General features: G+C 67.0%; 19 protein-coding genes. 10 read left to right on the forward strand and 9 right to left on the reverse strand.

Going from position 1 to position 23,579, the window contains the following annotated elements; all coding sequences use genetic code 11:
- Positions 1–41: 41 nt before the first annotated feature.
- The 3 genes from mgtA (at position 42) to VM621_RS17860 (ending at position 4,769) form a co-directional block, all read left to right on the forward strand.
- Complete coding sequence (mgtA, locus tag VM621_RS17850; RefSeq protein ID WP_325470309.1) at positions 42–2,669, forward strand: magnesium-translocating P-type ATPase; 2,628 nt, start codon at positions 42–44, stop codon at positions 2,667–2,669.
- 87 nt (positions 2,670–2,756) lie between these two features.
- A complete protein-coding gene (locus VM621_RS17855) occupies positions 2,757–3,263 on the forward strand; it encodes a hypothetical protein (RefSeq protein WP_325470310.1) in 507 nt (168 codons plus the stop codon).
- Positions 3,264–3,632: 369 nt separating this feature from the next.
- Positions 3,633–4,769, forward strand: coding sequence for an acyltransferase (locus VM621_RS17860; protein WP_325470311.1), 1,137 nt, complete (start codon positions 3,633–3,635; stop codon positions 4,767–4,769).
- Positions 4,770–4,820: 51 nt separating this feature from the next.
- Here VM621_RS17860 and grxD read toward each other — a convergent pair whose 3' ends face one another.
- From grxD to VM621_RS17880, 4 genes are all read right to left on the reverse strand, one after another.
- A complete protein-coding gene (grxD, locus tag VM621_RS17865; RefSeq protein ID WP_325470312.1) occupies positions 4,821–5,744 on the reverse strand; it encodes a Grx4 family monothiol glutaredoxin in 924 nt (307 codons plus the stop codon).
- 71 nt (positions 5,745–5,815) lie between these two features.
- Complete coding sequence (locus tag VM621_RS17870; protein WP_325470313.1) at positions 5,816–6,685, reverse strand: UDP-2,3-diacylglucosamine diphosphatase; 870 nt, start codon at positions 6,683–6,685, stop codon at positions 5,816–5,818.
- Positions 6,686–6,887: 202 nt separating this feature from the next.
- Positions 6,888–7,502: an SGNH/GDSL hydrolase family protein gene (locus VM621_RS17875; RefSeq protein WP_325470314.1), complete on the reverse strand. Its 615-nt coding sequence runs from the start codon at positions 7,500–7,502 to the stop codon at positions 6,888–6,890.
- Between the two features lie 3 nt (positions 7,503–7,505).
- Entirely contained in the window at positions 7,506–8,750 is a 1,245-nt protein-coding gene (locus VM621_RS17880; protein WP_325470315.1) for an aminotransferase class I/II-fold pyridoxal phosphate-dependent enzyme, read from the reverse strand.
- 119 nt (positions 8,751–8,869) lie between these two features.
- On the opposite strand from VM621_RS17880, the gene rsgA reads away from it, so the two are divergent.
- Both rsgA and VM621_RS17890 read left to right on the forward strand, forming a co-directional pair.
- Complete coding sequence (gene rsgA / locus VM621_RS17885; RefSeq protein WP_325470316.1) at positions 8,870–9,925, forward strand: ribosome small subunit-dependent GTPase A; 1,056 nt, start codon at positions 8,870–8,872, stop codon at positions 9,923–9,925.
- Between the two features lie 83 nt (positions 9,926–10,008).
- Complete coding sequence (locus tag VM621_RS17890; RefSeq protein ID WP_325470317.1) at positions 10,009–12,546, forward strand: autotransporter outer membrane beta-barrel domain-containing protein; 2,538 nt, start codon at positions 10,009–10,011, stop codon at positions 12,544–12,546.
- A 5-nt stretch (positions 12,547–12,551) separates the two neighbouring features.
- Here the strand turns inward: VM621_RS17890 and VM621_RS17895 are convergent, their stop codons facing one another.
- From VM621_RS17895 to VM621_RS17910, 4 genes are read right to left on the reverse strand one after another with little or no spacing between them, the layout of a single operon-like run.
- Positions 12,552–13,568, reverse strand: coding sequence for a spore coat U domain-containing protein (locus VM621_RS17895; protein ID WP_325470318.1), 1,017 nt, complete (start codon positions 13,566–13,568; stop codon positions 12,552–12,554).
- On the reverse strand, positions 13,565–15,922 hold the full coding sequence (locus tag VM621_RS17900) for a fimbria/pilus outer membrane usher protein (RefSeq protein ID WP_414674572.1): 2,358 nt from the start codon (positions 15,920–15,922) through the stop codon (positions 13,565–13,567). Before VM621_RS17900 ends, VM621_RS17895 begins: the two co-directional genes overlap by 4 nt.
- Positions 15,873–16,586 carry a molecular chaperone gene (locus VM621_RS17905; RefSeq protein ID WP_325470320.1) on the reverse strand — a complete coding sequence of 238 codons (714 nt, stop codon included), beginning with the start codon at positions 16,584–16,586 and terminating at the stop codon, positions 15,873–15,875. Before VM621_RS17905 ends, VM621_RS17900 begins: the two co-directional genes overlap by 50 nt.
- Positions 16,587–16,609: 23 nt before the next feature.
- Positions 16,610–17,113 (reverse strand): spore coat U domain-containing protein, encoded by a 504-nt coding sequence (locus tag VM621_RS17910; RefSeq protein WP_325470321.1) that lies wholly within the window; start codon positions 17,111–17,113, stop codon positions 16,610–16,612.
- Positions 17,114–17,350: 237 nt separating this feature from the next.
- Between VM621_RS17910 and VM621_RS17915 the strand changes: the two genes are divergently transcribed.
- The 5 genes from VM621_RS17915 to VM621_RS17935 are packed head-to-tail and all read left to right on the forward strand — an operon-like array spanning position 17,351 to position 21,425.
- On the forward strand, positions 17,351–17,752 hold the full coding sequence (locus VM621_RS17915) for a hypothetical protein (protein ID WP_325470322.1): 402 nt from the start codon (positions 17,351–17,353) through the stop codon (positions 17,750–17,752).
- Entirely contained in the window at positions 17,749–17,943 is a 195-nt protein-coding gene (locus tag VM621_RS17920) for a helix-turn-helix transcriptional regulator (RefSeq protein ID WP_325470323.1), read from the forward strand. Before VM621_RS17915 ends, VM621_RS17920 begins: the two co-directional genes overlap by 4 nt.
- A gap of 4 nt (positions 17,944–17,947) precedes the next feature.
- Complete coding sequence (locus VM621_RS17925) at positions 17,948–19,522, forward strand: alpha/beta hydrolase (RefSeq protein WP_325470324.1); 1,575 nt, start codon at positions 17,948–17,950, stop codon at positions 19,520–19,522.
- Positions 19,519–20,253 carry an ATP-binding cassette domain-containing protein gene (locus VM621_RS17930; protein ID WP_325470325.1) on the forward strand — a complete coding sequence of 245 codons (735 nt, stop codon included), beginning with the start codon at positions 19,519–19,521 and terminating at the stop codon, positions 20,251–20,253. The genes VM621_RS17925 and VM621_RS17930 overlap by 4 nt, the downstream gene beginning before the upstream one ends.
- Positions 20,250–21,425, forward strand: a complete 1,176-nt coding sequence (locus VM621_RS17935) for an ABC transporter permease (RefSeq protein WP_325470326.1) — start codon at positions 20,250–20,252, stop codon at positions 21,423–21,425. Before VM621_RS17930 ends, VM621_RS17935 begins: the two co-directional genes overlap by 4 nt.
- A 7-nt stretch (positions 21,426–21,432) precedes the next feature.
- Here VM621_RS17935 and VM621_RS17940 read toward each other — a convergent pair whose 3' ends face one another.
- Positions 21,433–23,547 (reverse strand): TonB-dependent receptor, encoded by a 2,115-nt coding sequence (locus VM621_RS17940; RefSeq protein WP_325470327.1) that lies wholly within the window; start codon positions 23,545–23,547, stop codon positions 21,433–21,435.
- Positions 23,548–23,579 lie beyond the last annotated feature (32 nt).

The raw sequence follows: 23,579 nt of genomic DNA on the forward strand, positions 1-23,579 counted from the left end.
CGCGCCCCGTCCGGAGAGGTCGTCCGGAAAGGCAGTGGGCCATGAAGAAGCACATCTCGCAGGCGGCCGTCGCCGCCAAAGCCTTCACCAACGCCAGTGCCGACGCCTACCGTCCGGCCGACGAGTTGCTGCGCTCGCTGGACTCGCGGATCGACGGTCTGGACGAGACGGCGATCGCCGAGCGACTGGATCGCGACGGCATCAACGAGGTGGGCCACGAGAAGCCGCCGCACTGGTCGGTCCAGCTGCTGCGCGCCTTCCGCAATCCCTTCATCATCGTGTTGCTGGTGCTCGCGGTGGTCCAGCTGGTCACCGCACCGGACGACCTGACCGGCCCGGTGATCATCGCGGTCATGGTCGGCATCAGCGTCCTGCTCTCGTTCACCCAGGAATTCCGTTCGTCGCGCGCGGCCGAAAAGCTCAAGGCCATGGTCCGCAATACCTCCACGGTGACCCGCCGTGCCGAGGACGGCCACGCCGAGCGCATCGAAGTACCGGTCGAGGAACTGGTGGTGGGCGACATCGTCCATCTGGGCGCCGGCGACATGGTGCCGGCCGACCTGCGCCTGCTCGCCGCCAAGGACCTGTTCATCAGCCAGGCGATCCTGACCGGCGAGTCCCTGCCGGTGGAGAAAGCCGCGCCGAACGCCACCACCGGTCCCGGCTCCGCCGACGGCCCGCTGGACCTGCCGACCGTCTGCTACATGGGCACCAACGTGGTCTCCGGCACGGCGACGGCGGTCGTGCTGGCGACCGGTGCCCGCACCTACCTCGGCTCGCTCGCGCATACGCTGTCGGGCGAGCGCGTGCAGACCAGCTTCGACCGCGGCATCTCCTCGGTGAGTTGGCTGCTCATCCGCTTCATGGCGGTGATGGTGCCGGTGGTCTTCGTGATCAACGGCTTCGACAAGCACGACTGGCTCGAAGCCTTCATGTTCGGCCTGTCGGTCGCGGTCGGCCTGACCCCGGAGATGCTGCCGCTGATCGTGACGGCCAACCTCGGCAAGGGCGCCCTCGCCATGTCGAAGCGCAAGGTGGTGGTGAAGCGCCTCAACGCGATCCAGAACTTCGGCGCGATGGACGTGCTCTGCACGGACAAGACCGGCACGCTCACGCTGGACAAGATCGTGCTGGAGCGCCACGTCGACCTCAACGGCGACGATTCCGATGACGCCCTGGAATACGGTTACCTCAACAGCCGCTTCCAGACCGGCCTGCGCAACCTGATGGATAAGGCGGTGCTCACGCATCGCGATCTCGAGCCCGTCGCGTCGCGCTTCCATGTGGTCGACGAGATCCCGTTCGATTTCCAGCGTCGACGCATGTCGGTGGTGGTGTCCGATGGCCGCGGCGAGCAACTGCTCGTCTGCAAGGGCGCCGTCGAAGAGATGCTGCAGATCTGCACCGAAGCGCGCATCGGCGACGTGGTCGAGCCGATGACCGCCGAGAAGCGGGCCGAGATTCGCGCCATGACGCGCGAGCTCAACGAAGATGGCCTGCGCGTGCTCGTCGTCGCGATCCGCCGCGATCCGGCTGGCGAGCGTGCGTATGGCGTGGCCGATGAAGCCGGCCTCACCGCGGTGGGCTGCCTGGCCTTCCTCGACCCGCCGAAGGACTCGGCGGCGACGGCTATCCGTGCGCTGAACCACCACGGCGTCGCGGTGAAGGTCATCACCGGCGACAACGAGGCGGTCACGCGGAAGATCTGCACCGAAGTCGGCCTCGATGTGACGGCCTCGGCCCTCGGCCGCGATATCGAGCAACTCGACGACGATGCGCTGGACGCGATGGTCGAGAAGACCACGGTGTTCGCGAAGATGTCGCCGGTGCAGAAGGCGCGCGTGGTGAAGGCGCTGCAGCGTCGCGGCCACACCGTCGGCTTCCTCGGTGACGGCATCAACGACGCCCCCGCGCTGCGCGAGGCGGACGTGGGCATCTCGGTCGATACGGCGACGGATATCGCCAAGGAGTCGGCGGACATCATCCTGCTCGAGAAGAACCTGATGGTGCTCGAGGAGGGCGTGATCGAAGGTCGGGTCACCTTCGGCAATATCATGAAGTACATCAAGATGACCGCCAGCTCGAACTTCGGCAACGTGTTCAGCGTGCTGGTGGCGAGCGCGTTCCTGCCGTTCCTGCCGATGTTGCCGCTGCAGATCCTCGTGCAGAACCTGCTGTACGACCTGTCGCAGCTGTCGATTCCCTTCGATCGCATGGACGAGGAATACCTGCGCCATCCGCGCAAGTGGGATGCGGGGGATATCGGTCGCTTCATGGTCTGGATCGGACCGGTCAGTTCGGTGTTCGACATCACCACGTTCTGGCTGATGTGGCATTACTTCGGCGCCCATGACGTCGCGCACCAGTCGCTTTTCCAGTCGGGCTGGTTCATCGAAGGCCTGCTCTCGCAGACCCTCGTGGTCCACATGATTCGTACGCGGCGCGTTCCGTTCCTGCAGAGCGTGGCCTCGGCACCGGTGCTCGCCCTGACCGGCGCGATCATGGTCATCGGCATGCTCATTCCCTACTCGGGTCTGGGTGCGCGTATCGGCATGATGCCGCTGCCGGGCATCTACTTCGCCTGGCTGGCGGTGACGCTGGTCAGCTACTGCGCGTTGACCCAGCTGATGAAGACGATCTACATCCGCCGCTACGGGCGTTGGTTGTAAGACTACGAAACGGCATGGGCGTCGATGGACAGACGCCCATGCGCGTAAGCGGTGTCATGTGTGCTCCCCAACCAAGGAGACACCACGATGCTTCGAAACACCCTCGCCGCGGCCCTGCTTTTCGTCCCCGCCTTCGCCATGGCGCAGACCGACGCGGCTCCCAAGCCGACGACACCTCCGGCGACCGAACGCTACGTCGACGCCGTCCACTGGCCGGCACACGAGGCCGGGATGGAACGGTTCGAGAACCTCACGGCGCACCTTTCGGATGCGTTCAAGAGCATCTGCGGCGATACCTTCTGTGAAGGCGACTACGGCAACCTGCAGCCGATGGAGCTGCGCTGCTCGGTCGATTCCACCAAGGGCACGATGAAGCAGTGCCTGTGGACCTTCGCTGGCAGCTTCACGCAGGTCAACGGCAAATCCGGTGCCGTGCAGGTCAACGCCAAACTGTTCAAGTGCAAGCTGGCGCTCGCCAAGGACACGCCGGTGGAGTCCTTCTACGAGGCGCTCATGTCGTCGAAGGAGCCGCTCGAAGTGAAGCTTCCGATGAACCGGAAGAGCGTCTTCGACGGGCTCAACGCCTGCCTGTAACCGGTTCGGCGCAGTAAGGAAACGCCCTGCCGCGAGCTACCTCGCGGCAGGGCACTCGTGTGGTCCTCGGCCCGATAGAATCGGCGGGGAACAGGGGAGCGATACGCATGCAGGAAGATCGCAACGTCACGGTATCGCCGGGCATGGCCTGGATCGCGGGCCTGCCGATCTTCGTTTGCATGGTGATCATGGGTTTCCCTCGTCGCTCACGGAACAGCTTTGCGCTTCGTGCCTTCGAACTGAACGCCATCGACTACCTCTTGAAGCCCGCGGCGCCTCCGAATCGCCACTTTCCCGCCTCACCCCGCGCTCCGTCGTCGCACACAGTCACGCTGCCCACGCTCACGCTGCCCCACGCAAGGACCGCGCATGAACCGCCTTTCCGGACTCGACACCCTCCGCGCCGTCGCCATCGCCTGGGTGCTCCTTTTCCATAGCTACCTCATCGGTGGGCTGGGTGACGGGTATGGGGTGTTGCAGTGGTCCGGCTGGATGGGTGTCGATCTCTTCTTCGTCCTCAGCGGCTACCTGATCGGTACGCAGGTGTTCAAGGCCCTGCGTGCGACGGGAACCCTCGACTTCACCGCCTTCTACAAGCGCCGTTTCATCCGCATTCTTCCCGCTTTCTTCGTCGTGTTGGCGCTGTACGAATGGTGGCCTGCATGGCCCGAGACGAAGGGTATGCAGCCGCTTTGGCAGTTCCTCACCTTTACCTTCAACCTCCAGTACGACAACGACAACAACTACGCGTTCTCACACGTGTGGTCGCTCTGCGTCGAAGAACACTTCTACCTCGTGTTCCCGCTCCTTGCCTTCGCGCTGACGCGCAGGCCCGCCCTGTGGAAGTTCGCGCTGGTCGCGGCGATCGTGGTCGTCGGAGGCATGCTCTTTCGCGCATGGCTGTGGAGCCATCTGGTCGGCCCGGACGGCGGTTCCGTCGGTGGGCCGGCGGACGAACGGGGCCTGCGATACCTGCGCTATCTCTACTATCCGACCTGGGCGCGGCTTGACGGTCTCGTGGCCGGCGTCGCGCTGGCAGCCTGCGGCGTGTATCGGCCCGCGTGGCTCGCTTGGGTGCATGCCCGCGTCAACCTGCTACTGGCGCTCGGTGTTGCGCTGCTTGCCGGGGCCATCGTGCTTTTCGACGCGGCACGCGCCGACTTCTGGCCTTGCGTCGTCGGCTACCCGCTGGTCGCCCTGGCCATGATGGCCTTCGTCGCTGCCGGCAGTGGCAGGACATGGTTCTCGCGCCTGACGATTCCTGGTGCGGGCTGGCTGGCAGCGGTGTCGTACAGCCTGTACCTCAGCCACAAGGGCGTTTTCATGCTCGTCCAGGCGGCAATGGGCGATCGTCTGGCCGGTCAGGGTCTGCTGCGTTTCGCGATCTACGTGGTCGCGACGCTCGCAGGCGGCGCGCTGCTTCACTACGCCGTGGAACGGCCCTTCCTGCGCTGGCGGGACGCGCAAACGAAGACGGCGCCCGAAGGCGCCGTCTCGTCGAGCTGATTCGATGGCGTGGTTATCGCCGCCCAAGCGGCACCCACCGACGCGGCCGAATCAGTAGCGCGGCACCGTCGGATCCACTTCGCGCGACCACGCGTCCATGCCGCCTTCCACGTTGAACAGCTGCGTGAAGCCGTGCGCGGCGAAGCGCTCGGCGGCGGCGCGGCTGGAGACACCGTGGTGGCAGATGAAGGCGATGGGTGCGTCCTTCGGCAGCTGGGCCAGGGCCTCGTAGCCTTCCTCTTCGAGGATCCGCGCACCGGCCAGCGGTGCGGCGATGGCGCGAGCGTGGGCCGGGCGCACGTCGACCAGGGTGATATCCCCGGCGGCGAGGCGGTCCTTCAGCTGGTGGACGTTGAGCGTGCCGATCTCGACCGCGCCCGGGAACTTCAGGCTGAGGCCTTCGCCCTGCACCGTGGTGACCCAGTCGATGACAACGCCCTTGGCGCGCGCGGCACTGCCCGGATCGAAGTGCACCTCGATACCGCTGGCGACCACGACGATGTCGAAATCGCCGGCGGGGGCGAGCTGGAAGCCCGCGCTGTGATCCGGGCCGATCTCCAGGTGCAGCGCCATACCCTGGGCGTTGGCCATGCCACCCCGAATGGCTTCGGCAGCCTTCTCGGTGATGGTGATTTCCGGCGGCGTGCGGTCCGGCGCGCTGGCACCGAACAAGGTGTAGAGCTCGCCGCTGGTGTACATCTGACGGATGATGTCCGAACCACCGACCAGCTCGCCCTTCACGTAGAGCTGCGGAATGGTCGGCCACTGGCCGTATTCCTTGATGCCCTCGCGGATTTCCGGATCCTCCAGCACGTTGACCGTGTGGTAGGTCGGGATGATGTCGTTGAGCGTATTGGTCGCCGCGGCGGAGAAGCCGCACATCGGCTGCTGGCGCGTGCCCTTCATGAAGAGCACGACGGGGTGCTCGGCAAGGAGGGTTTCGATGCGCTCGCGGGTGGGTGTGTCGAGGGCCATGGGGTCACCGCGGAAAGAGAGGGGGCCATTTTACCGGCATCCGTGGCACATGGGCCCCCCATGAGTCCGTTTCAACCCGCTAGCGACACTTCCGCGGTCAATTCGCCAAGATCGGCGCGGCAATCGGCCAGCGGGGCGAAGCCCAGCACGGCCTCGGGCGAGGGCAGCACGGTCTCACGGCTGGCGCGACCCAGGTGGGTGCAGCGCTCGGTCCAGTGGATCAGTTCCATGGCACCGCTCCTATCCTCGACCAGGGCCGTGCAGTGCTCCACCCAGTCGCCATCGTTCATGTACAGGACGCCGTCCATCGAGCGGATATGGCCGAAATGGATGTGGCCGCAGATATGCCCGTCGAAGCCACGCTCCCGCGCGTCCGATGCCACGCGCTGCTCATAGTCACGGATATAGGCCAGCGCGGCGCCGACATGCGACTTGAGGATGATGGACAGCGGCATGTAGGGCAGCTCGAGGCGTTTGCGCACGGCATGCACGCGGCGGTTCGCCCAGCAGATGAAGCGGTGCAGGTTGTCGCCCAGCCAGGCGATCCAGCTGCGGCCGATATGCTCGGGGTCGTACTCGTCACCGTGGCTGACCCGGTAGCGGCGGCCATCGGCGCCTTCGTGCACGGCATCCAGTTCCACGCGGATGCCCGCAATGGTCGAGCCGGCGAGGCCGCGCATCTGGAAGTCGTGGTTGCCTGGCAGATAGATCACCTCGACACCCTTCGCGGCCATCGCGATGAGTTCGGCGATGACGGCGCTATGGTCCGGATGCCACCAATGGCGCTTGGCGAGCGCTTCCAGGTCGACGATATCGCCGACCAGATACAGCCGCTCGCAGTCCAGGTTCTTGAGGAAGTCGAGGAGATAGGCGGCCTTGCAGTCCGGCGTGCCCAGATGCACATCGGAAATGAAGGCGCTGCGGCAGGAGAGTTTGGCCATGACGTCGGTTTCCCGGATTGTCCCGGGACGTCAGTGTCGGCCTCGCAGGTAACCGGGCCGTGGCGGGGGTGTTTCAGCGATGTTGCGGTGGAGCATCGCCGCTGAAGCGGCTCCCACACAAAGCGGTGGAGCATCGCCGCTGAAGCGGCTCCCACAAAAAGCGAGTGCACCCTGCTCCCTGTGGGAGCCGATTCATCGGCGATCAGCGGTGCAATTCCCGCAACGCCGCCTGCGCCTCCGGCAGAATCACATCGACCCACGCAGCGTACTGCGCGGCAGAGGGATGCAATCCATCCTCCACCAGCATCCCCGGCTTCGCCACCGCCGCGCGCGAGGCCGGCGTCACATCCGCCCATCGCGCATGCGCACGCACGGCTTCGTCGTGTGCGATGGCATTGAACGTATCGATCGCGCTGCCGATCGCCGCGCGGTCGCGGCCCTCCGCGAAAGCGGTCACCCCCCAGTCGGGAATCGACACGACGACGACCCTGCGCGAATCCCCGGCCAGCGCGATGGCGCGATGGAGCAGGGCGAGGAACTCCTCCCGGTACTCGCCGGCGGATCGGCCGCGGTACTGGTTGTTCACGCCGATCAGCAAGGTCACCAGGCCGAAGCTGCCCCGGAGGTGGGCAGCGTCCATCGCGGTGGACAACTCGTCGGTAGTCCAGCCGGTCGTGGCGACGATGCGTGGATCGCCGATGGCGATCCCGCGTTCGCGCAAGCGCGCCACCAGCCGCATGGGCCAGCGTCCCTCGGGCGGAACACCCTCGCCTATCGTGTAGGAGTCGCCGAGGGCGAGGAAGGTTGCTTCGGCCACGGCTCAGGCGACCGCGCTGGCCGCGGGCACCGCGTCGTCGGCCATGCGGGTGAGCACGCGATCCATGCGTACGAACACTTCGGCGAGCTGGGCCGGTTCGGGCAGTAACGTCAGCCGCAGGTGACGGCTCGCCGAGAGGTTGAAGCTGGTGCCTGGCACCACGAGCACGCTTTCCTCCTCGAGCAGGCGCAGCGCGAATGCGGTGTCGTCGAAATGCGGGATCGCCTCCGCGCGGATCTGCGGGAAGGCGTAAATGGCGCCACCGGGCGCGACCACGTCGAGGAACGGACTGGCGGCGACGTGATCGAGTACGGTCTGTCGCGCCCGATGCAGGCGGCCACCGGGCGAGGTCAGGGCGCCGATGGTGGGTTTATCGAGCAGGGCCGGGCGCACGGCCCATTGCGCAGTCACGTTCGCACACAGGCGCAGGGCGGCGAGCAGCTGGAGGGCATCGCGATACTCGGCGGTGCGACGGGGATCGCCCGAGAGGCTCATCCAGCCGACCCGATAACCGCAGGCGCGATGCACTTTGGACAGCCCGCCGAAGCTCACGCAGGGATGATCGCCCGCGATCGCCGCCAATGGCTGGAACGGCGTCTGGTCGTAGAGGATCTCGTCGTAGATCTCGTCGCAGAGCAGCAGCAGGCCATGGCGCCGGGCGACCTCGACAATGCGTTCGAGAAGTGCCCTGGGGTAGACCGCGCCGGTCGGGTTGTTCGGATTGATAAGCACCAGGGCCCGCGTGCGCGAGCCGATGAGCGACTCGATCTCGTCGGGATCGGGTAGATGGCCGTTCTCGGCCAGGCAGCGGTAGTAGCGCGGGCTGCCGTCGTTGAGGATGGTCGCGGCGCTCCACAGTGGGTAGTCCGGACTGGGCAGCAGAACCTCGTCGCCGGGCTGGAGCAGGGCACGCAGCGAGATGTCGATGAGTTCACTGACGCCGTTGCCGATGAACACCCGCTCCATGTCGATGCCGATCGAGCCGCGGCTCCGCTGCTGGGCCACGATGGCCTCGCGGGCCTCCTCCAGGCCCTGCTCGTGGCCGTAGGCCTCGCTATCGGTCAGATGGGCTCCGATCGCCTCGCGAAGGTGCGGCGGGGTGGTGAAGCCATAGCGGCCGGGGTTGCCGATATTGAGCTTGATGATCGGCTGGCCGGCCGCTTCCATATCGCGGGCACGCCGGGTGAGGGCGCCGCGGATTTCGTAGCGCACTTCCGCCAGGTGCGCGCTGGGCTTGATCGAGGACACTTGCAGGACTTCCGGTGCATGCCGCCGGGCGCGTTCCCGGCGGTCGTCGTCCGATCCTAACAGCGTACGAACGGCCTCGCGAGGCGGAAAGCGGCCCGGAAGCGGGCATAATCACGGCCATGACCGACTCATCGGACCTGGCGCGCCTGCGCCATATCGGCTGGCGCGACCCCGCCCTGCCCGACGATCCGCGCCGCCTCGCCCGCGTCGTGGCGCAGCATCGTGCCGGCTACGAGGTGCACGACGGCTCGGTCGCGTTCAACGCGCAGCCGGCCGGCCACTTCCTCAAGCGAGGCCTCGATCCTTCGCTGCGGCCGTCGGTGGGCGATTTCGTTCTCCTGGACCATGCCAACCACCCGGTGATCGAAGAAGTGCTGCCGCGGCGCTCCGTGCTGACGCGTGCCGCGGCGGGCGAGCGCTACGAACGCCAGATCATCGCCACCAACATCGACTACGTGCTGGTGATCACCGGACTCGACGGTGACTTCAACCCGTCGCGCATCGAGCGCTATCTCACCCTCGTCGAGGGCTCGGGCGCGCGGCCCGTCGTGCTGCTGAGCAAGGCCGACACCGATGTCGACGTCGAAGGAGCGGTCAACGCACTACGCGAGCGGCTACCCGACGACGCTGCCGTGCATGCGATCAACGCGAAGGATCCGAGCACCGTGACGCTCCTGGCCGATTATCTGGGGCCAGGATCGAGCGCCGTTCTGGTCGGTTCGTCGGGAGCGGGAAAGTCGACGCTCACCAACACGTTGCTGGGTGAGGACCGCATGGCCACGGCCGCCGTGCGTTCGCACGACAGCCGCGGAAGGCACACCACGACACACCGAGCACTACTCAGCCTGCCGACAGGCGGCTGCCTGATCGATACGCCGGGCATGCGCGAGCTGAAGCTCACCGGTGAAGAGAACCTCGATCTGTTCGCCGACATCGAAACGCTCTCGTCGCAATGCCGTTTCGCCGATTGTGGACACAGCAACGAGCCCGGTTGTGCGATCCAGGCCGCGCTGGCCTCGGGCGAGCTGTCCCCGCAACGCTGGCGCAACTACCTCAAGCTGCACGACGAGCGCGAAGAGCAGGCCGCGACACTCGAAGCGCGACTCAAGCGCAAAGCCGGCCCGAAGCCCGTCGCCAAGCCGAAACGGGGCGAGTGGCGTCGCGGCGACGGCTGACTCACGGCACGACGGCTGCCGACATACGTCACCCGAATCGATAACTAACTTGCCTTCCTCATCGACGAAACGAGGAAGGCATCATGGCCGTGTGTTCTTACGGGCGCAGCGCGCTCGCCCTGGCGTTGTTCGGCACCGCGGTCGCCCCGGTGCGCGGCACCGATTATCCGTTCAGTATCGTCGTCGAGGCCGATGGTGCCTTCTCGCTCGATCGCGGTGACACGATCACGATCGATGGCCCCGGTGTCGGCCGCGGTGTCGAGGTGCGCAGGCGCGGTTCGCTCGATGCATACGATGTGTACATCCACAACCGTAGCTCGGGCAATCGCACGCGCCATGCCTACGGATTGCTCGCCTTCGGCAAGGCGAACGTCTTCATCGGTAACAGTCGCATCGCCGGTAGCGGGGCGCGGTCGATCGGCGTCCATGCCCAGGACCTGTCGACCGTCACCCTGCAGAACGTCACGCTGGGCATGTCGGCCGCCGACAGTGTCGGCATCTCGTCGCGATCGGGTGGAATCATCGGCGTGAACGGCGTCACCTTGCGCATGGAGGGTGATAACGCCATCGGGGTCCTCGCCGCGGGTACCGACAGCCGCATCGTCGGCTCGGGACTCTCCCTCGTCCATGCGGGCAAGCGCAGCGGCGCGGCCGCGCCGTTCGATAGCGCCGAATCCGTCGCCGTCAGTGGCGGCGCACACGTCGCGCTGAGCAAGAGTTCGCTGTTGACCGAACAGCCGGGGGTGAACGCGGTGTCGATCCAGGGTGCCACGTCGACGTTCCACGTCAGCGATACGCGGGTCGTCGCCGAGGGTGCCGGGTCATCGGCGATCACCCTCGCCGGTGGGGTGGCGGCCATCGCCGGCGGTGAGGTACGGGGCGCGGGCTACGCGATCCGCGCCGTGAACGGACAGCCGGGAGATGCCTCGATCCGGGTGACCGACGGCGCGCGAATCAACGGACGCATCGAGAACGCGGCGCAGGCGATGACCTTCACCGCCGAGCATAGCCATGTGCACGGCGACATCGTTGGCGCGGGCGGCGGGCCATTGCGTGTCAGCCTGGACAGCACGACATGGCAAGGCCGAGGCGAGCGCCTGGCCGAACTCAACCTGGCCGACAGCGCCTGGGTGGCTGCGGGCGACAGCTCGGTACATCGCCTGACCCTGCTAGGGCAGGGACGGGTCGCGTTCGATGAAGGTGCGCCGGCCAGCCGTCTCGACGTCGGAACGTTCGCCAACCCGGAGGGACAAGGCAGTGTGGTCCTGCGAACCCGCCTCGATGCCGGTGGAGCGATGGACCGCCAGCTCACCGACCGCCTCCTGGTCGCGGGTGATGTCATCGGTTCCACCAGCCTGCATATCCTCCCCATGGGCGGTGCCGGTGCCGACACCTCGCCGCTGACGCGCGTACCGCAACCCGGCGATGGCATCAGCGTGGTGCAGGTCGGTGGCAATGCGGGAGCGGATTCGTTCCGGCTGGCCGGAGGCTACGTGGCCGCCGGTCCCTGGCAGTACAGGCTCGTCGCCTACGCACCCGGCTCATCCGACGTGGGCCAGCGCCTCCTCGATGCCGCCAGCGCTCACTGGGACTTCCGCCTGCAAAGTCATCGTACCGATGCCTCGGGCAACCCGGTCGACGATGACCGCCGTAGGGACCCGGCAGCGCTGCCGGTGCGCGCCCGCCTGGTTCCCCAGGTGCCTGCGTATCTCGTGCTGGCCCATGCGCTGTTCGGCTATGGCCGGACGGCGATGGACGCATGGCGTCCGGTCGAACCCGCCGCGGCGCGCGATTCCGCCTGGCACGTACGCGCGTTCGGCGGGCATGCGATCTACCGCAGCAGCCTGCCGTTCGCCCGCTACGCGGTCGACTACGCACGCACGGATCGTGGCCTGCATGTTGCCGGCGAGCTGCTTGCATGGTCATCCGCAGAGGCGACGATGCGTGCGGGGCTGGGCCTTTCCACGGGTTCGACGAGCATCGCACCGCGTGCGGTCGATGGCGTGAGTCGGGCCAAAGCCGATGCCCGCGGCATCGCCGCCACCTATGCATTGACCACCGAGAGTGGCTGGCATACGAGCGCGTCGTATGGCTTCACGCATTACCGCGTCGACGTGCATACGCCCTCGCGCGGCGAGGCGCTGGGAAGGCTTCGCGCCAACGCCAACGAAGCCTCGCTGGAGGCTGGCTTCCGCTGGCATCCGGTCGAGCGCGTAACGATCGAGCCCGCGGCGTCGCTGCTGTGGCAGCGCCTGCGTTTCGCCAGGGCGACGGATCGCGATCGTCTCGTGGTCCGACCGGGCACGCCGGAACGAATGACCCTGCGCAGCGGTGCACGTGTGTCGATGCGATTCGAACCACGAGGAAACGTGCTCGATGCATGGTCGCCCTATATCGATGCCCGCTATGTCGTCACCCGCGGCACCGGCGAATCGATCGATATCTCCAGCGTCCGGCTCGCCACGGGCAAGGCGGGGCGGGCCACCGACATCGCCGCTGGTGCGGCGCTGCAGTTCCGCGCCGACCTGACGGCATACGTCGATATCGGCACACGTACGCGGTTGGGTCATGGCGGAGAGTCGGCCATGAGCGCGCGCGCGGGCATGGTCTATACGTTCTGATTGCCTCAATACGTGACGGTCACCGTGATGATGTCGCTGTAGCTACCCGCTCTCACGGCGGCCTGCGCCGGCACCCGGCCGTACACGGTCATGGTTTGTTCGCTGCCGGAACCTGTGCCCGTCGCCGTATCCGTGTTCAATGTGGTACCCCAATGCTGCCCGCGGGAGCTGTCGCGAAATAGATCGTAGGTCACGAATCCCGTACCGGACGACATGCGCCTCGTCCCGCCCGACGCGTTTTGCCCGTTATCCAGCCCGACCTGGTAAGCCGCGCGGTTGGTGCAGGTCATGCGGACCAGCGATGTCTTGTCGGTCGCCGTCTGCAGCAGGCCGGGCACGCTGCCGAAGTCCAGGTCGGTGGCCGTTCCCACCGTGCATTTCGCAGCCACGGACGCACTGATGCCGAGCGAGGGCGCGACGACGGTGATCGGGCCACCTGTCCCGCCGGACTGGCAGGTGGCCGGCGGGGCGCCCAGACTCAGCAGCGCTTCGTTGTAGCTATAGGTCAAGGCATTGCTGGTGAGCGAACTGGCCAGCGTCGCGGCGTAGCTTCCGGGCGAGAGGTTGGATTGCAATGCCGGAACGCGCCCGTAGATCGTCAGTGTGCCGGTGACCGTCACTCCGTTGGAGAGTATCCCGATAGCCTTGTTGAAGCTCAGCGCCGTGTAGGTCGCATTGGCGATCGTGCCCCACACCGTCGAGCGGGTGGAGTCCTTGTAAAGCTGGTATTGCATGCGGTCGCCGCTCGCATCGAGCATCGTACGTGGCGCCAGGTTGCCGAGATCGTCCGCTCCCAGGCTCATGCATGCCGTGACGTAGGTGCCGTAGAGTGCACCGAGCAGGCCGTTGTAAGTACAGCTGTAGTTGACGGTCGCCGTCGTGTCGACAAACGTTCCGGTCGGATCCACGGTGCCGAATGCGACCCCGCTGATACTGGTCACCGTGCACGATGTCGTCGCCCGTGCCGCGTCGCTGCCGAATAGCGCGGCGGCGGCGAGCAGGACAAGCGCGAACCACTTCATGGGCTCGCCACCGGGCAGATCAGCGGCCCGATCTGCGGAAGGTTGCGTGCGCTGGCGGGATACGTGAGCGCTGTCTCGCAGCGATGACCGTTCGGCAGCGTCACGCGCAAGGCCGTGCTCCCATGCAGGTTGTCGAGATACACCATGCCGTCATAACCGACATAGGCGGCGGCGCCATCGACGGTGTCGACCCGGGATCCCACGGGCAGCGGTAGCCCGCTTGCATCGACCAGGATCACCGACGCCGCCTGGATGCGCTTCACCGGGAAACGCACGACGACACCGGCGCGATCCGAGGGCGCGACGATGCTCTCCACGCGTTGCACACGATCGTCGGCGGGCAGGTCGAGCGGATCGATCGCGAGGCGGTTGTCCTGATAGGCATTGAGGCGAGAGACCAGGAGCAGTCCGTCGCTGTCGGTCACGCCGGTGCGCCGGTTCTCAAGGAGGACGGGGATATCCGGCATTCCTTCCGTACTCACCAGGGCAAAGGCGTCGTCGATGCGTCGCGCGGCGAACGCATGACCGCCCATCAGCACGAAGGCGCCGTTCGCATCGGCGTAGCCGTATGACGAGGGGCCCATCGTGCTCGCGCCGAGGGTCAGTTGGCCGCGATTGCCGAGCCAGCCAAGCTCGGCGAGGCCGCCACCGTCAACGCCGCTGCGTCCCTGCACGTGCCAGCCGAAACCGCCATCGCCGTCGATGGGGCGGCTCGCGTCGGCCGTGGCGAAGGTGCGATCGCCGTCGCGTTGCGCGGACGCGCTCCAGGTCGTGCGCTGGTCGAGCGCCACCGTGGCGCCGAGAAAGATGCTCCGGTCGCTCGACAGGTCGAGGTTCTGGTTGACGCTGGCGTTGAGCGATATGCCGTGGCCGAGGTTGCGCAGCACGAACAGACCCGCGTAGCGCGAGGCCGACTGTCCGGCGTATCGCAGGCGAACGAAGTTCGCTCCAAAGCTCGACTCGCGTATGTTGAATCCGATGAATGCGCGGTCGCTCGCGCGGGGAGGTGGTGAGCCGTAGTTGGATGCCACGTCTCGATAGCCGGCGTCGCTACGCAAGGTGTCGACGGATGCGTTGACGTAGCGTCCGCTCCACGAGTACCCCGCACCGACCTGCGAGCCGCCGCCGCGAGCGCCCGCGATCGACGCGTTGAGTATGTGCGCGCCCACCGGATTCCATACGGCACCGATGCCGGCCGTGCCCCGTCCGTCACCGGCCTCGGCGTGCGTTTCCAGGGTCAGGGTGTCGCTGACGCCGCGACGCCATGTGGCGCTGGCGATCGGTGCGTTGCCGTACGCGAAGGAATCGATGCCGTACGCTTCGCGTACCGTGCCCAGTTGCACCGACCAGTCGTCGAGGCCGCCGCGCAGCAACTGGCGTGCGGAATAGAACGGGAAGCTCACGGTGCTACTGCGTCCCAGGGCATCGGTGAGCACCACCTGCGCCTGTCCCGACTGGTCGACGCCCGGCACGGCCGTGAGCTGGAACGGTCCCGCCGGCACGCGGCCGCTGTACTGGCGTATGCCGTCGACGTACAGCTCGACCGCCGAGGGCGCGGTGGCCTGGCCGAAGAACTGCGGTAATGGCGTGGTGATGCGATACGGCTGCAGGGCGAAATCGGTGCCGAAGCCGATGCCGCCAATGCGCGTCGCCCGGGTCCAGGAGAGATAGCCGGTGAACGTATCGCCGACCGTGAGTGCCAGCGACTGCGCCGGAAACGCGAGTCGCCACTGCGTGTCGAGGCGTACGGTGTCGCCCTGCCAGCCCTGGCCGGGTGTCTGGTAGCGTCGTGTGAGCCCGGTACTGCTCAGTACGCCGAGCCCATCGCTGAAAGCGCGCAGTTCGGTCAGCGCGCTGACGTTGTCCAGGCCGCCACCCTCAGCGGCGTAGATATCGTAGTTGAGCAGCACGCCGGAACCGCTGGTCGGAGGCGTGGCGCTGCGTTCGGCCTTGTTGAGGATCTGCCGCGGCAGGTCGAGCCGGTCCAGCGGAGCCTCCACGGTGACGCGTTGCTGGCCCACGTCGTAGGTGTAGTGAAGTCCCGGCATGTCGGGAAGGCAGCGCTCGTCGTCGCCCGGCGGCAGCGCGAAGCCGAGTCCACGCAGATCGGTCGCCGTCGCGCACAGGGCCTCGCCACGACGCGTGAAATGCACCAGGCGCTCGGTCGCCGTGCCATTGAGGATCACCTCGAGATACAGGTCTTCGCCAACAAGACGCTCTCGTGGCTGCACGGTCGCCGGTGGCGGCACGGGGTCGGCTTCCCTGGCCAGGGCGTGCATGGCGGCGGCGTCCAGCGCGAGCAGGCTAGCGGCCGTCCGTGTCCACGACCAGCGTCGACTCGGACGTTTCACCATTGATCCTTGCCTTGATCGAGCCACCCGCATGGGTCGCGCCCTGCGGCAGATGCCAGCTCATGGTGCTGCCCGGCAAGGCATAACCCAGCAGTCCGCCGAGAAGGATCGTGTGTTGACCGTTGGCGCCGCGCCAGACGAGATCGGCGATCTGTGCGTGTCCGTTGCCCGCGTTGCCCACGCGCAAGATCGGGCCGTCGGGCGAATGCTCCCAGCTCGCCTGCAGGGCCGCTTTCACCGCTGGGTCGCCCGCCGGTGCCAGGAAGACCGGTACCGAATAGCGCAGGACGAACGTCAACCCGGGGCGGTCGCCCGCATCGATCGGCAATTCGTCGACGATGACACGGTAAGACGCCTCCGTCCTTGCCGGAGCAGGAACCTGACGAATCACACGGACCATCTGTCGGTCGCCCGGAGCGATCGTGACCATCGGTGGACTCACGACGAGATCGCGCGAGGGCTCGAGTACGTCCTTGCCATCGGCCTGCGACCAGCGGAAGACGCGCACCTGGGCATGTACCGGCTCGCTGCCGGTGTTGGTCAGCCACAGTGCGTCGGCCTGGGCGGTACTCGCCAGGCTCAGTCCGATCGGCGACACCTGCAGCCCGCTCGCCGATGCCAGCGGCGCGAGAGAAACGGCTGCGGCCAGCGCGCAGGCCCGTGCCATGCGTCGCGGCCACCCGCACACCGTCAGTACGTGATCGTGGCGGTGATGACGTCGGCGTAGCTGCCGGCGGCGAAGTTCGTGCTCGGCACGCGGCCGTAGACCGGCAGGGTCTGCACCGTACCGGTCCCGCTGCCGGCCAGCACATTGCCACCGGCCCCCGTCGTGCTGCCCCAGACGTCGGCGGCCGTGCGCGTGGCATTGCGATAGAGCTGGTAGGGAACGAGTGCGCTGCCGCTGCTCATCTTCCGTGAATTCGCGTCGGTACCGTTCTGCCCGTTGTCCAGGGCGATCGTGTAGGGCGCGCTGGGCGTGCAGTTGACGTTGAGCGCGCCCTGGTTGTCGACATTGGTCGCGGTCGACGGTTGCGTGCCGAAATTCACGTCGGTCGGTGCGGTGGTGCTGATGTCGCACGCGGCGGTGATGGTGATGCGGACATTGAAGGTCGTGGTGGCGGTGGCGGCCCGGACACCGCCCGAGCCAAGGGCGACAGCGATCAGGGCGAAGGTGGCGAGCAGACGGACTTTCATGGTGGATCTCCCGTGACGTGTACCCGTCGGCTGCAAGGATCGGGGAAGACAAGCCGCCCCGTGCGTGATTTCCCACGCGCGTTGCCGTAACGACTTAGCGATGCCGAATTGGCACAGTGGGTGTGTCAAGGGTGCTTGACATGGCGTCGAGCAGGACGCAGGATGGTGTCAAGCGTGCTTTACACGCTGCGATCCGCTGACGGACTCCAACCAGGTGCAATGATTCGGGGAATGGCGATGCGTGCCGTACACAAGCGATATCTGCGCGAGTTCATCCCGGCCATGTTCGGCTACGTGGTCCTGCTCTTCGTCTCCGTCGGGTGGCTCAGGACCCTCGAAGGGATGGCCGCCCGGGCCGTGGTAACCCTTCTGCCGGTGTTACCGGTCGCCTTCGTCATCCGCGCCATGGTTCGCGTGATCCGCGACCAGGACGAATTCGAACGGCGGATCGACCTCGAGTCGGTCGCCATGGCCGGTGCCATCGGCGGTTTCGGCTTCTTCACTTACGGCATGCTGCTTGGCGCGAAGGTCATCGCGGCGCCGCCGGCGGAGGCCGTCGCGGTCTGGGTGCTCCCCGTGCTGATGGGCTGCTTCGGCGTGTGCAAATGCGCCGTCCGGTTTCGCTACCGTAGCCGATGAAAAACAGCCTCCGCGAACTCCGTACCGCTCGAGGCTGGTCGCAAGCCGACCTCGGCGAGAAGCTCGACGTGTCCCGTCAGACGGTGAACGCGATCGAGACGGGCAAGTACGATCCCAGCTTGCCGCTCGCCTTCAGGATCGCCGGCCTCTTCGGGCTGTCCATCGAATCCATCTTCACGCCCGAGGCCTGATGGCATGAAACGCGCTCAACGTATCGCCATCCTCCTGGTCATTGTCGCCGGCGCTTTCGCCACCCGACAGCTGATGCGCAAACCGCCCGCCGATGCCGACGCCGTGGAAAAGCCGGTCGCCGCCGTGCCCGCCGCCACGCGACCGGCACCGCCGCGCGTGTGGAAGCTCGGTTCGCTCGAGCTTCGCCCGTGCGAGCTGGCGCAGCCCCATTCGGGCACGTCGGTCGCGGCATGGTGTGCGCCGTTCGTCGTGCCCGAAGACCGCGAGCATCCCGAAGGGCGCAAGCTGACGATGCGCCTGGCCATCATCCGCAGTAGCGCCCAGGTCCCCGCGGACGACATGGTCGCCTTCATCGCGGGTGGTCCCGGGCAGTCCGCGGCGGAGAGCTATCCGGCGATCGCGCCGGCGATGGCCCCGTTGCTGGCCCACCGCAACCTCCTGCTGCTCGACCAGCGCGGCACGGGCGGCTCGCACCCATTGAGTTGCCGTGACGACGCCGAACCCGGCGTGCCCGGCGGGGAAGCCGCATCGCACGGCTCCGACGCCGACGCGGTGCGCAAGGAAACCCGCCGCTGCCTCGATCAGCTCTCGGCCGACGCCGATGTCCGCTTCTACACCACCACCGACGCCGTCGCCGACCTCGAAGACGCTCGCATCGCCCTGGGCTCGCCGAAGTTCGACCTGCTCGGCGTCTCCTATGGCACGCGGGTGGCCCAGCAATACGCCATGCGTCATCCCGATGGCCTGCGCACGCTGATCCTCGACGGTGTCGCGCCGAATACCCTGGTGCTCGGCGAGGACTTCGCGGTGAACCTGGACGCCGCCCTGAAGGCCCAGTTCGCGCGCTGCGATGCGGACAGCGCCTGCCATGCGCGGTTCAGCGATCCCTACCAGACGCTCTTCCAGCTGCGCGATGCCTTACGGGCGAATCCGCACAAGGTCAGCTTTCGCGATCCGCAGAACTACGCCTCCGTGCAGCGCGTGCTGAGCGAACACGCCCTGGCCACCGTCGTGCGCATGTTCGCCTATTCGCCCGAAACCGCCGCGCTGCTGCCGTTATCGATCGACGCGGCAGCCCACGGCGACGTCGGTCCCCTCCTGGGCCAGGCCAAGCTGCTCACCGGCGACCTGGGCGACACCATGGATGGCGGCATGCAGTACTCGGTCATCTGTTCCGAAGACGCCGACCTGCTCACTTCGCGCCCGCAGGACAAGGACACCATCCTCGGGGACGGCATGATCGAAGCCTTTCGTGCGGCGTGTTCGGTATGGCCGCATGGAAGGCGCCCGGCGGATTTTCATCGGCCCCTGAAGAGCGCCGTGCCCGCATTGCTGATGTCGGGCGAGTTCGATCCGGTCACGCCGCCGCGTTATGGCGAACAGGTGCTCGAAGGCCTGCCCAACGGTCGTCACCTGGTACTGAAGGGGCAGGGTCACAACGTCGTCGCCCGCGGATGCATGCCGCGCCTGCTCGACCAGTTCATCGATACCGCCGACGCCAGGTCGCTCGACGCGCGGTGCCTCGACCGCCTCGCGCCCCTGCCGGTATTCGTCGGATTCAACGGAGCCACGCCATGATCGAAGTCAGGGACCTCTACAAGGCCTTCGGCGAAGTGCGAGCCGTCAACGGCGTGAGCTTCACCGCGCGCGACGGCGAGATCACCGGCCTGCTCGGCCCGAACGGTGCCGGCAAGACGACCACGCTGCGCATGCTCTACACCTTGATGAAGCCGGATGCGGGTCAGGTACTCGTCGACGGTGTCGATGCCTACACGGACGCTCTCGCGGTCCGCCGCCGCCTAGGCGTGCTGCCGGATGCGCGCGGTCTCTACAAGCGACTGACCGCGGCCGAGAACATCGACTACTTCGGCCGGCTGCACGGCATGGAGCCCGCGCTGTTGGCGCGCCGTCGCGAGGCGTTGATCGACGGCCTGGAGATGCGCGATATCGCGACGCGCCGCACCGAAGGCTTCTCGCAGGGACAACGCGTGAAGACGGCGATCGCCCGCGCCCTCGTGCACGATCCCCGCAACGTGTTGCTCGACGAGCCGACGAACGGCCTGGACGTCATGGCGACGCGTGCGATGCGCCGCTTCATGCGCCAGCTGAAGGACGAAGGCCGCTGCGTGCTTTTCTCCAGTCACATCATGCAGGAGGTCGCCGCGCTGTGCGACCGCATCGTGGTGATCGCGCACGGTCGCGTCGTCGCCGACGAGACCCCCGCGGCCCTGCTGGCGCAGACCGGCCAGAGCACACTCGAGGACGCCTTCGTGAAGATCATCGGCACCGACGAGGGCCTGGCCGCATGAGCGCCTTCACCGCCGTCTACTGGAAGGAAGTGCGAGAGAACCTGCGCGACCGGCGTACCCTCATCAATGCGCTGGTGACCGGGCCGCTGCTGGGCCCGGTAATGTTCATCATGCTGATGAATGTGACGATCAACCGCGAGATCGCCAAAGCCGACCGTCCTATCGCGGTGCCGGTGATCGGCGCCGATCTGGCACCCAACCTCGTTGCCGCGTTGAGAACCGCCGGTATCGATGCGCAACCGGCACTGCCCGATCCCGAGAACGCCGTGCGCGAGCAGCGCGCCGACATCGTCGTGCGGATATCGCCCGATTACGCCAAGGCCTGGAACAAGGGCCAGACCGTGCAGGTCGAACTGATCTACGACTCCTCGCGACGCGACGCATCGACACCGGTGATGCGTGTGCGCAGCGTCGTCGAAAGCTACGGTCGTCGGGAGGGCGCCATGCGCCTGATCGCGCGCGGGCTGTCGCCGACCACGGCATGGCCGGTGCAGGTCGCCGAGCGCGATCAGGCCACGTCGCAATCGCGTTCGGGGCTGATGTTCTCCTTCCTGCCGTACTTCTTCGTGCTCACTGTGTTCCTCGGTGGCATGTACCTGGCGATCGACCTGACCGCGGGCGAGCGCGAACGACAATCGCTCGAACCCCTGTTCGTCAATCCGGTCGCGCGCTGGAAAATCCTCGCCGGCAAGCTCGCCGCCATCTGCACGTTCTCACTCGTCAGCCTGCTGCTGACGGTCGGTGCGTTCATGACGGCGCCGCGATTCATCCCGACGGAGAAGCTCGGCATCGCGCTCGACCTCGGCTGGCGCTTCAGCGGACAGGTGATCGTGCTGATGCTGCCGCTGATCCTGTTGCTGGCGGCGTTGCAGTCGCTGGTCTCGGCATTCGCCAAGAGCTATCGCGAAGCACAGACCTACCTGTCGATCCTGATGGTCGTGCCGATCCTGCCAAGTGTCCTGCTCTCGGTCATTCCGGTGCGGGCCGAGCCCTGGATGTACGCGGTGCCGCTGCTCGCGCAGAACCTCGGCATCGTGCAGCTGCTGCGTGGCGATGGCATGCCGGGCTGGCAGCTGGCGACCTGCCTTGGCGGGGGCTTCGTCGCCGCCGTGCTGGCGGTATGGGCCACCGCCATGCTCTATCGCTCGGAGCGTCTGGCCATCTCCGGTTGAGCGTGGCTCAACGCCAGGTCAGGTCCACGCCGACCAGGAGGCTTCGGCCGGGCGCCGGCTCGTAGTAGCGCCCATTGCCGTCGTTGACGATCACCGAACCGATCACATGCCGGTCGGCGAGGTTGTCCACCCGGGCGAAGGTGTTCACGCGCCACGGGCCCCGGTCGAGCACATAGCCGCCGGCGAGGCCGAACAGGGCATAGCCCGGTGCGGATTCGGTGCCCAGGTCGTTGACCGATGTCGCGCCCATGGTCTGCACGTCGACGCTGCCCTGCCAGCCACGGTCGCCGCCGTACTTCAGTGCCGCGTAGCCGGTGGAGCGCGGTGCGCCAGGGATGCGTGTGCCCGCCTGCACGGGCGTAGTGGGCGTGGCGCAGCCGGTCGAGGCGCAGGTGAGGAAGGGCGTGCGGAAACTCGCCTGGAGGTGCGTATACGCGGCAAGGAAGTGCAGGTGACGGGCGAGTTCGGTAGTGAACGACGCCTCGATGCCCTGCCGGCGCGAGCGCGCGATGTTCTGGTACGTGGTGCGCCCGCCCACATTGGTCGCCACCGCCAGTTCGTTGTCGCTGTCCGCACGGAACAAGGCGATACCCGCCTGCGTGCGATCGGAGGGCTGCAGCTTGATCCCGACCTCTTCGTTGTGCGAGCGCGAGGGCTGCAGGTCGAAGGCGAGGCCCGGGCCATTGTCCGCGCGGTAACCGATCTCGGAGAACGTCGGCGTCTCGAAGCCACGGCCCCAGTTCGCATAGACGTGTGCCCACGTGGCCGCGCGCCACAACACCCCGAAGACAGGCGTGGTGGCGCTGTACGATTGCGTGCCACTGTCGTCGGGGTTTCCCGCGGCGATGTAGCGGTCCGTCGAGCTGAAGTGCACGTCGCTATGCCGCAGGCCGCCCATGAAGGTCCAGTCCTCGGCCACGCGCCAGGTCGCCTGCGCGTATTGGTCGACATCGAACACGCGGTCGATTTCGTCGCGGCGCAGGTCGCCACGCACGCCCAGCGTAGCGCCCTCGAAGTTGTTGTAGCCCAGGCGATGCTGGTGCTGGTTGTCGTAGGCGATGCCGGTGGCGATCTCGAATGGCCGGCCGGCGAGGGTGTCGTGCCAGGTCCAGCGCGCATCGCCGCCGCCGTACTGGCTGGCGAGGTCCACCACGCCGCCGGAGTTGCCCGGCTGCGACACCTGCGTGGCCTTGGGGATGGAAAGGTACTGGGTGATGTCGCGCTGGCCGGCATAGGTCATCACGCGCAGGCTGTTCGCATCGTCGATACGCTGGTCGTAGACCAGGCCCGCCTGTTGCTGGTTGGCCGACTTGCGCGTGTCGAAGGTGTCGGCCACCGGGGCGACCTGCCGCGGGTTGGCCTGGTACTGAGCCCGGGTCAGGCCGAGCGGATCCTGCGCACCGGGCACGTCCACCGTGTTCAGCACCAGCGTGAGCTTGCGGTCGTCGTCGATCTTCCAGCCGAGCTTGGCGTTGCCGGATTCGCGCCGGGCCGCACTGTGGTCGCGATAACCGCTGGTGCGGAAGTGGCTCACGTCGACGTTGTAGTCGACCGGGCCCTCGACGCCGCGCGCGTTGACGGAACTGCGGAAGTTGCCGTTGCTGCCGCCGGCGATGCCGAAGCGCAGCTCGGGCGGCTCGGTGCCGTCGGCGGTGAACAACTGCACCACGCCACCGGAAGCATTGCCGTACAGCGCGGAGAAGGGCCCTCGCAGCACCTCGACGCGATCGGCGGAGTCGAGGTTGAAGTGGGATACCTGTCCCTGGCCGTCCGGCATCGTGGCCGGAATGCCATCGGTGTAGAGACGGATGCCGCGGATGCCGAAGGTCGAGCGCGCGCCGAATCCGCGGATCGAGATCTGTTCGTCCTGCGCATAGTTCTGCCGGTCGCGCGCGACGATGCCCGGAATGGTCTGCAAGCGCTCCGACAGGTTGACGTCGAGGCTGCCATCGGGCGGCGTGGCGACGACGTCGATCGCCGCGGGGATGTCGTACGGGGTCTGCTCCGTGCGCGTCGCGGTCACCACGACCGGCGCGAGCTTCGGTGCGTCCTGCGCGGCGGCAACGCCGCCCAGCGCAAGGAGAACGGCGCCGGCGACGGGGCGTAGAGCGGGGAATGTCATGCGGGGAGCCTGCGGGAGATACGCCAATGATG

The sequence above is a fragment of the Luteibacter sp. genome (genome assembly GCF_035539195.1).
Taxonomy (GTDB): domain Bacteria; phylum Pseudomonadota; class Gammaproteobacteria; order Xanthomonadales; family Rhodanobacteraceae; genus Luteibacter.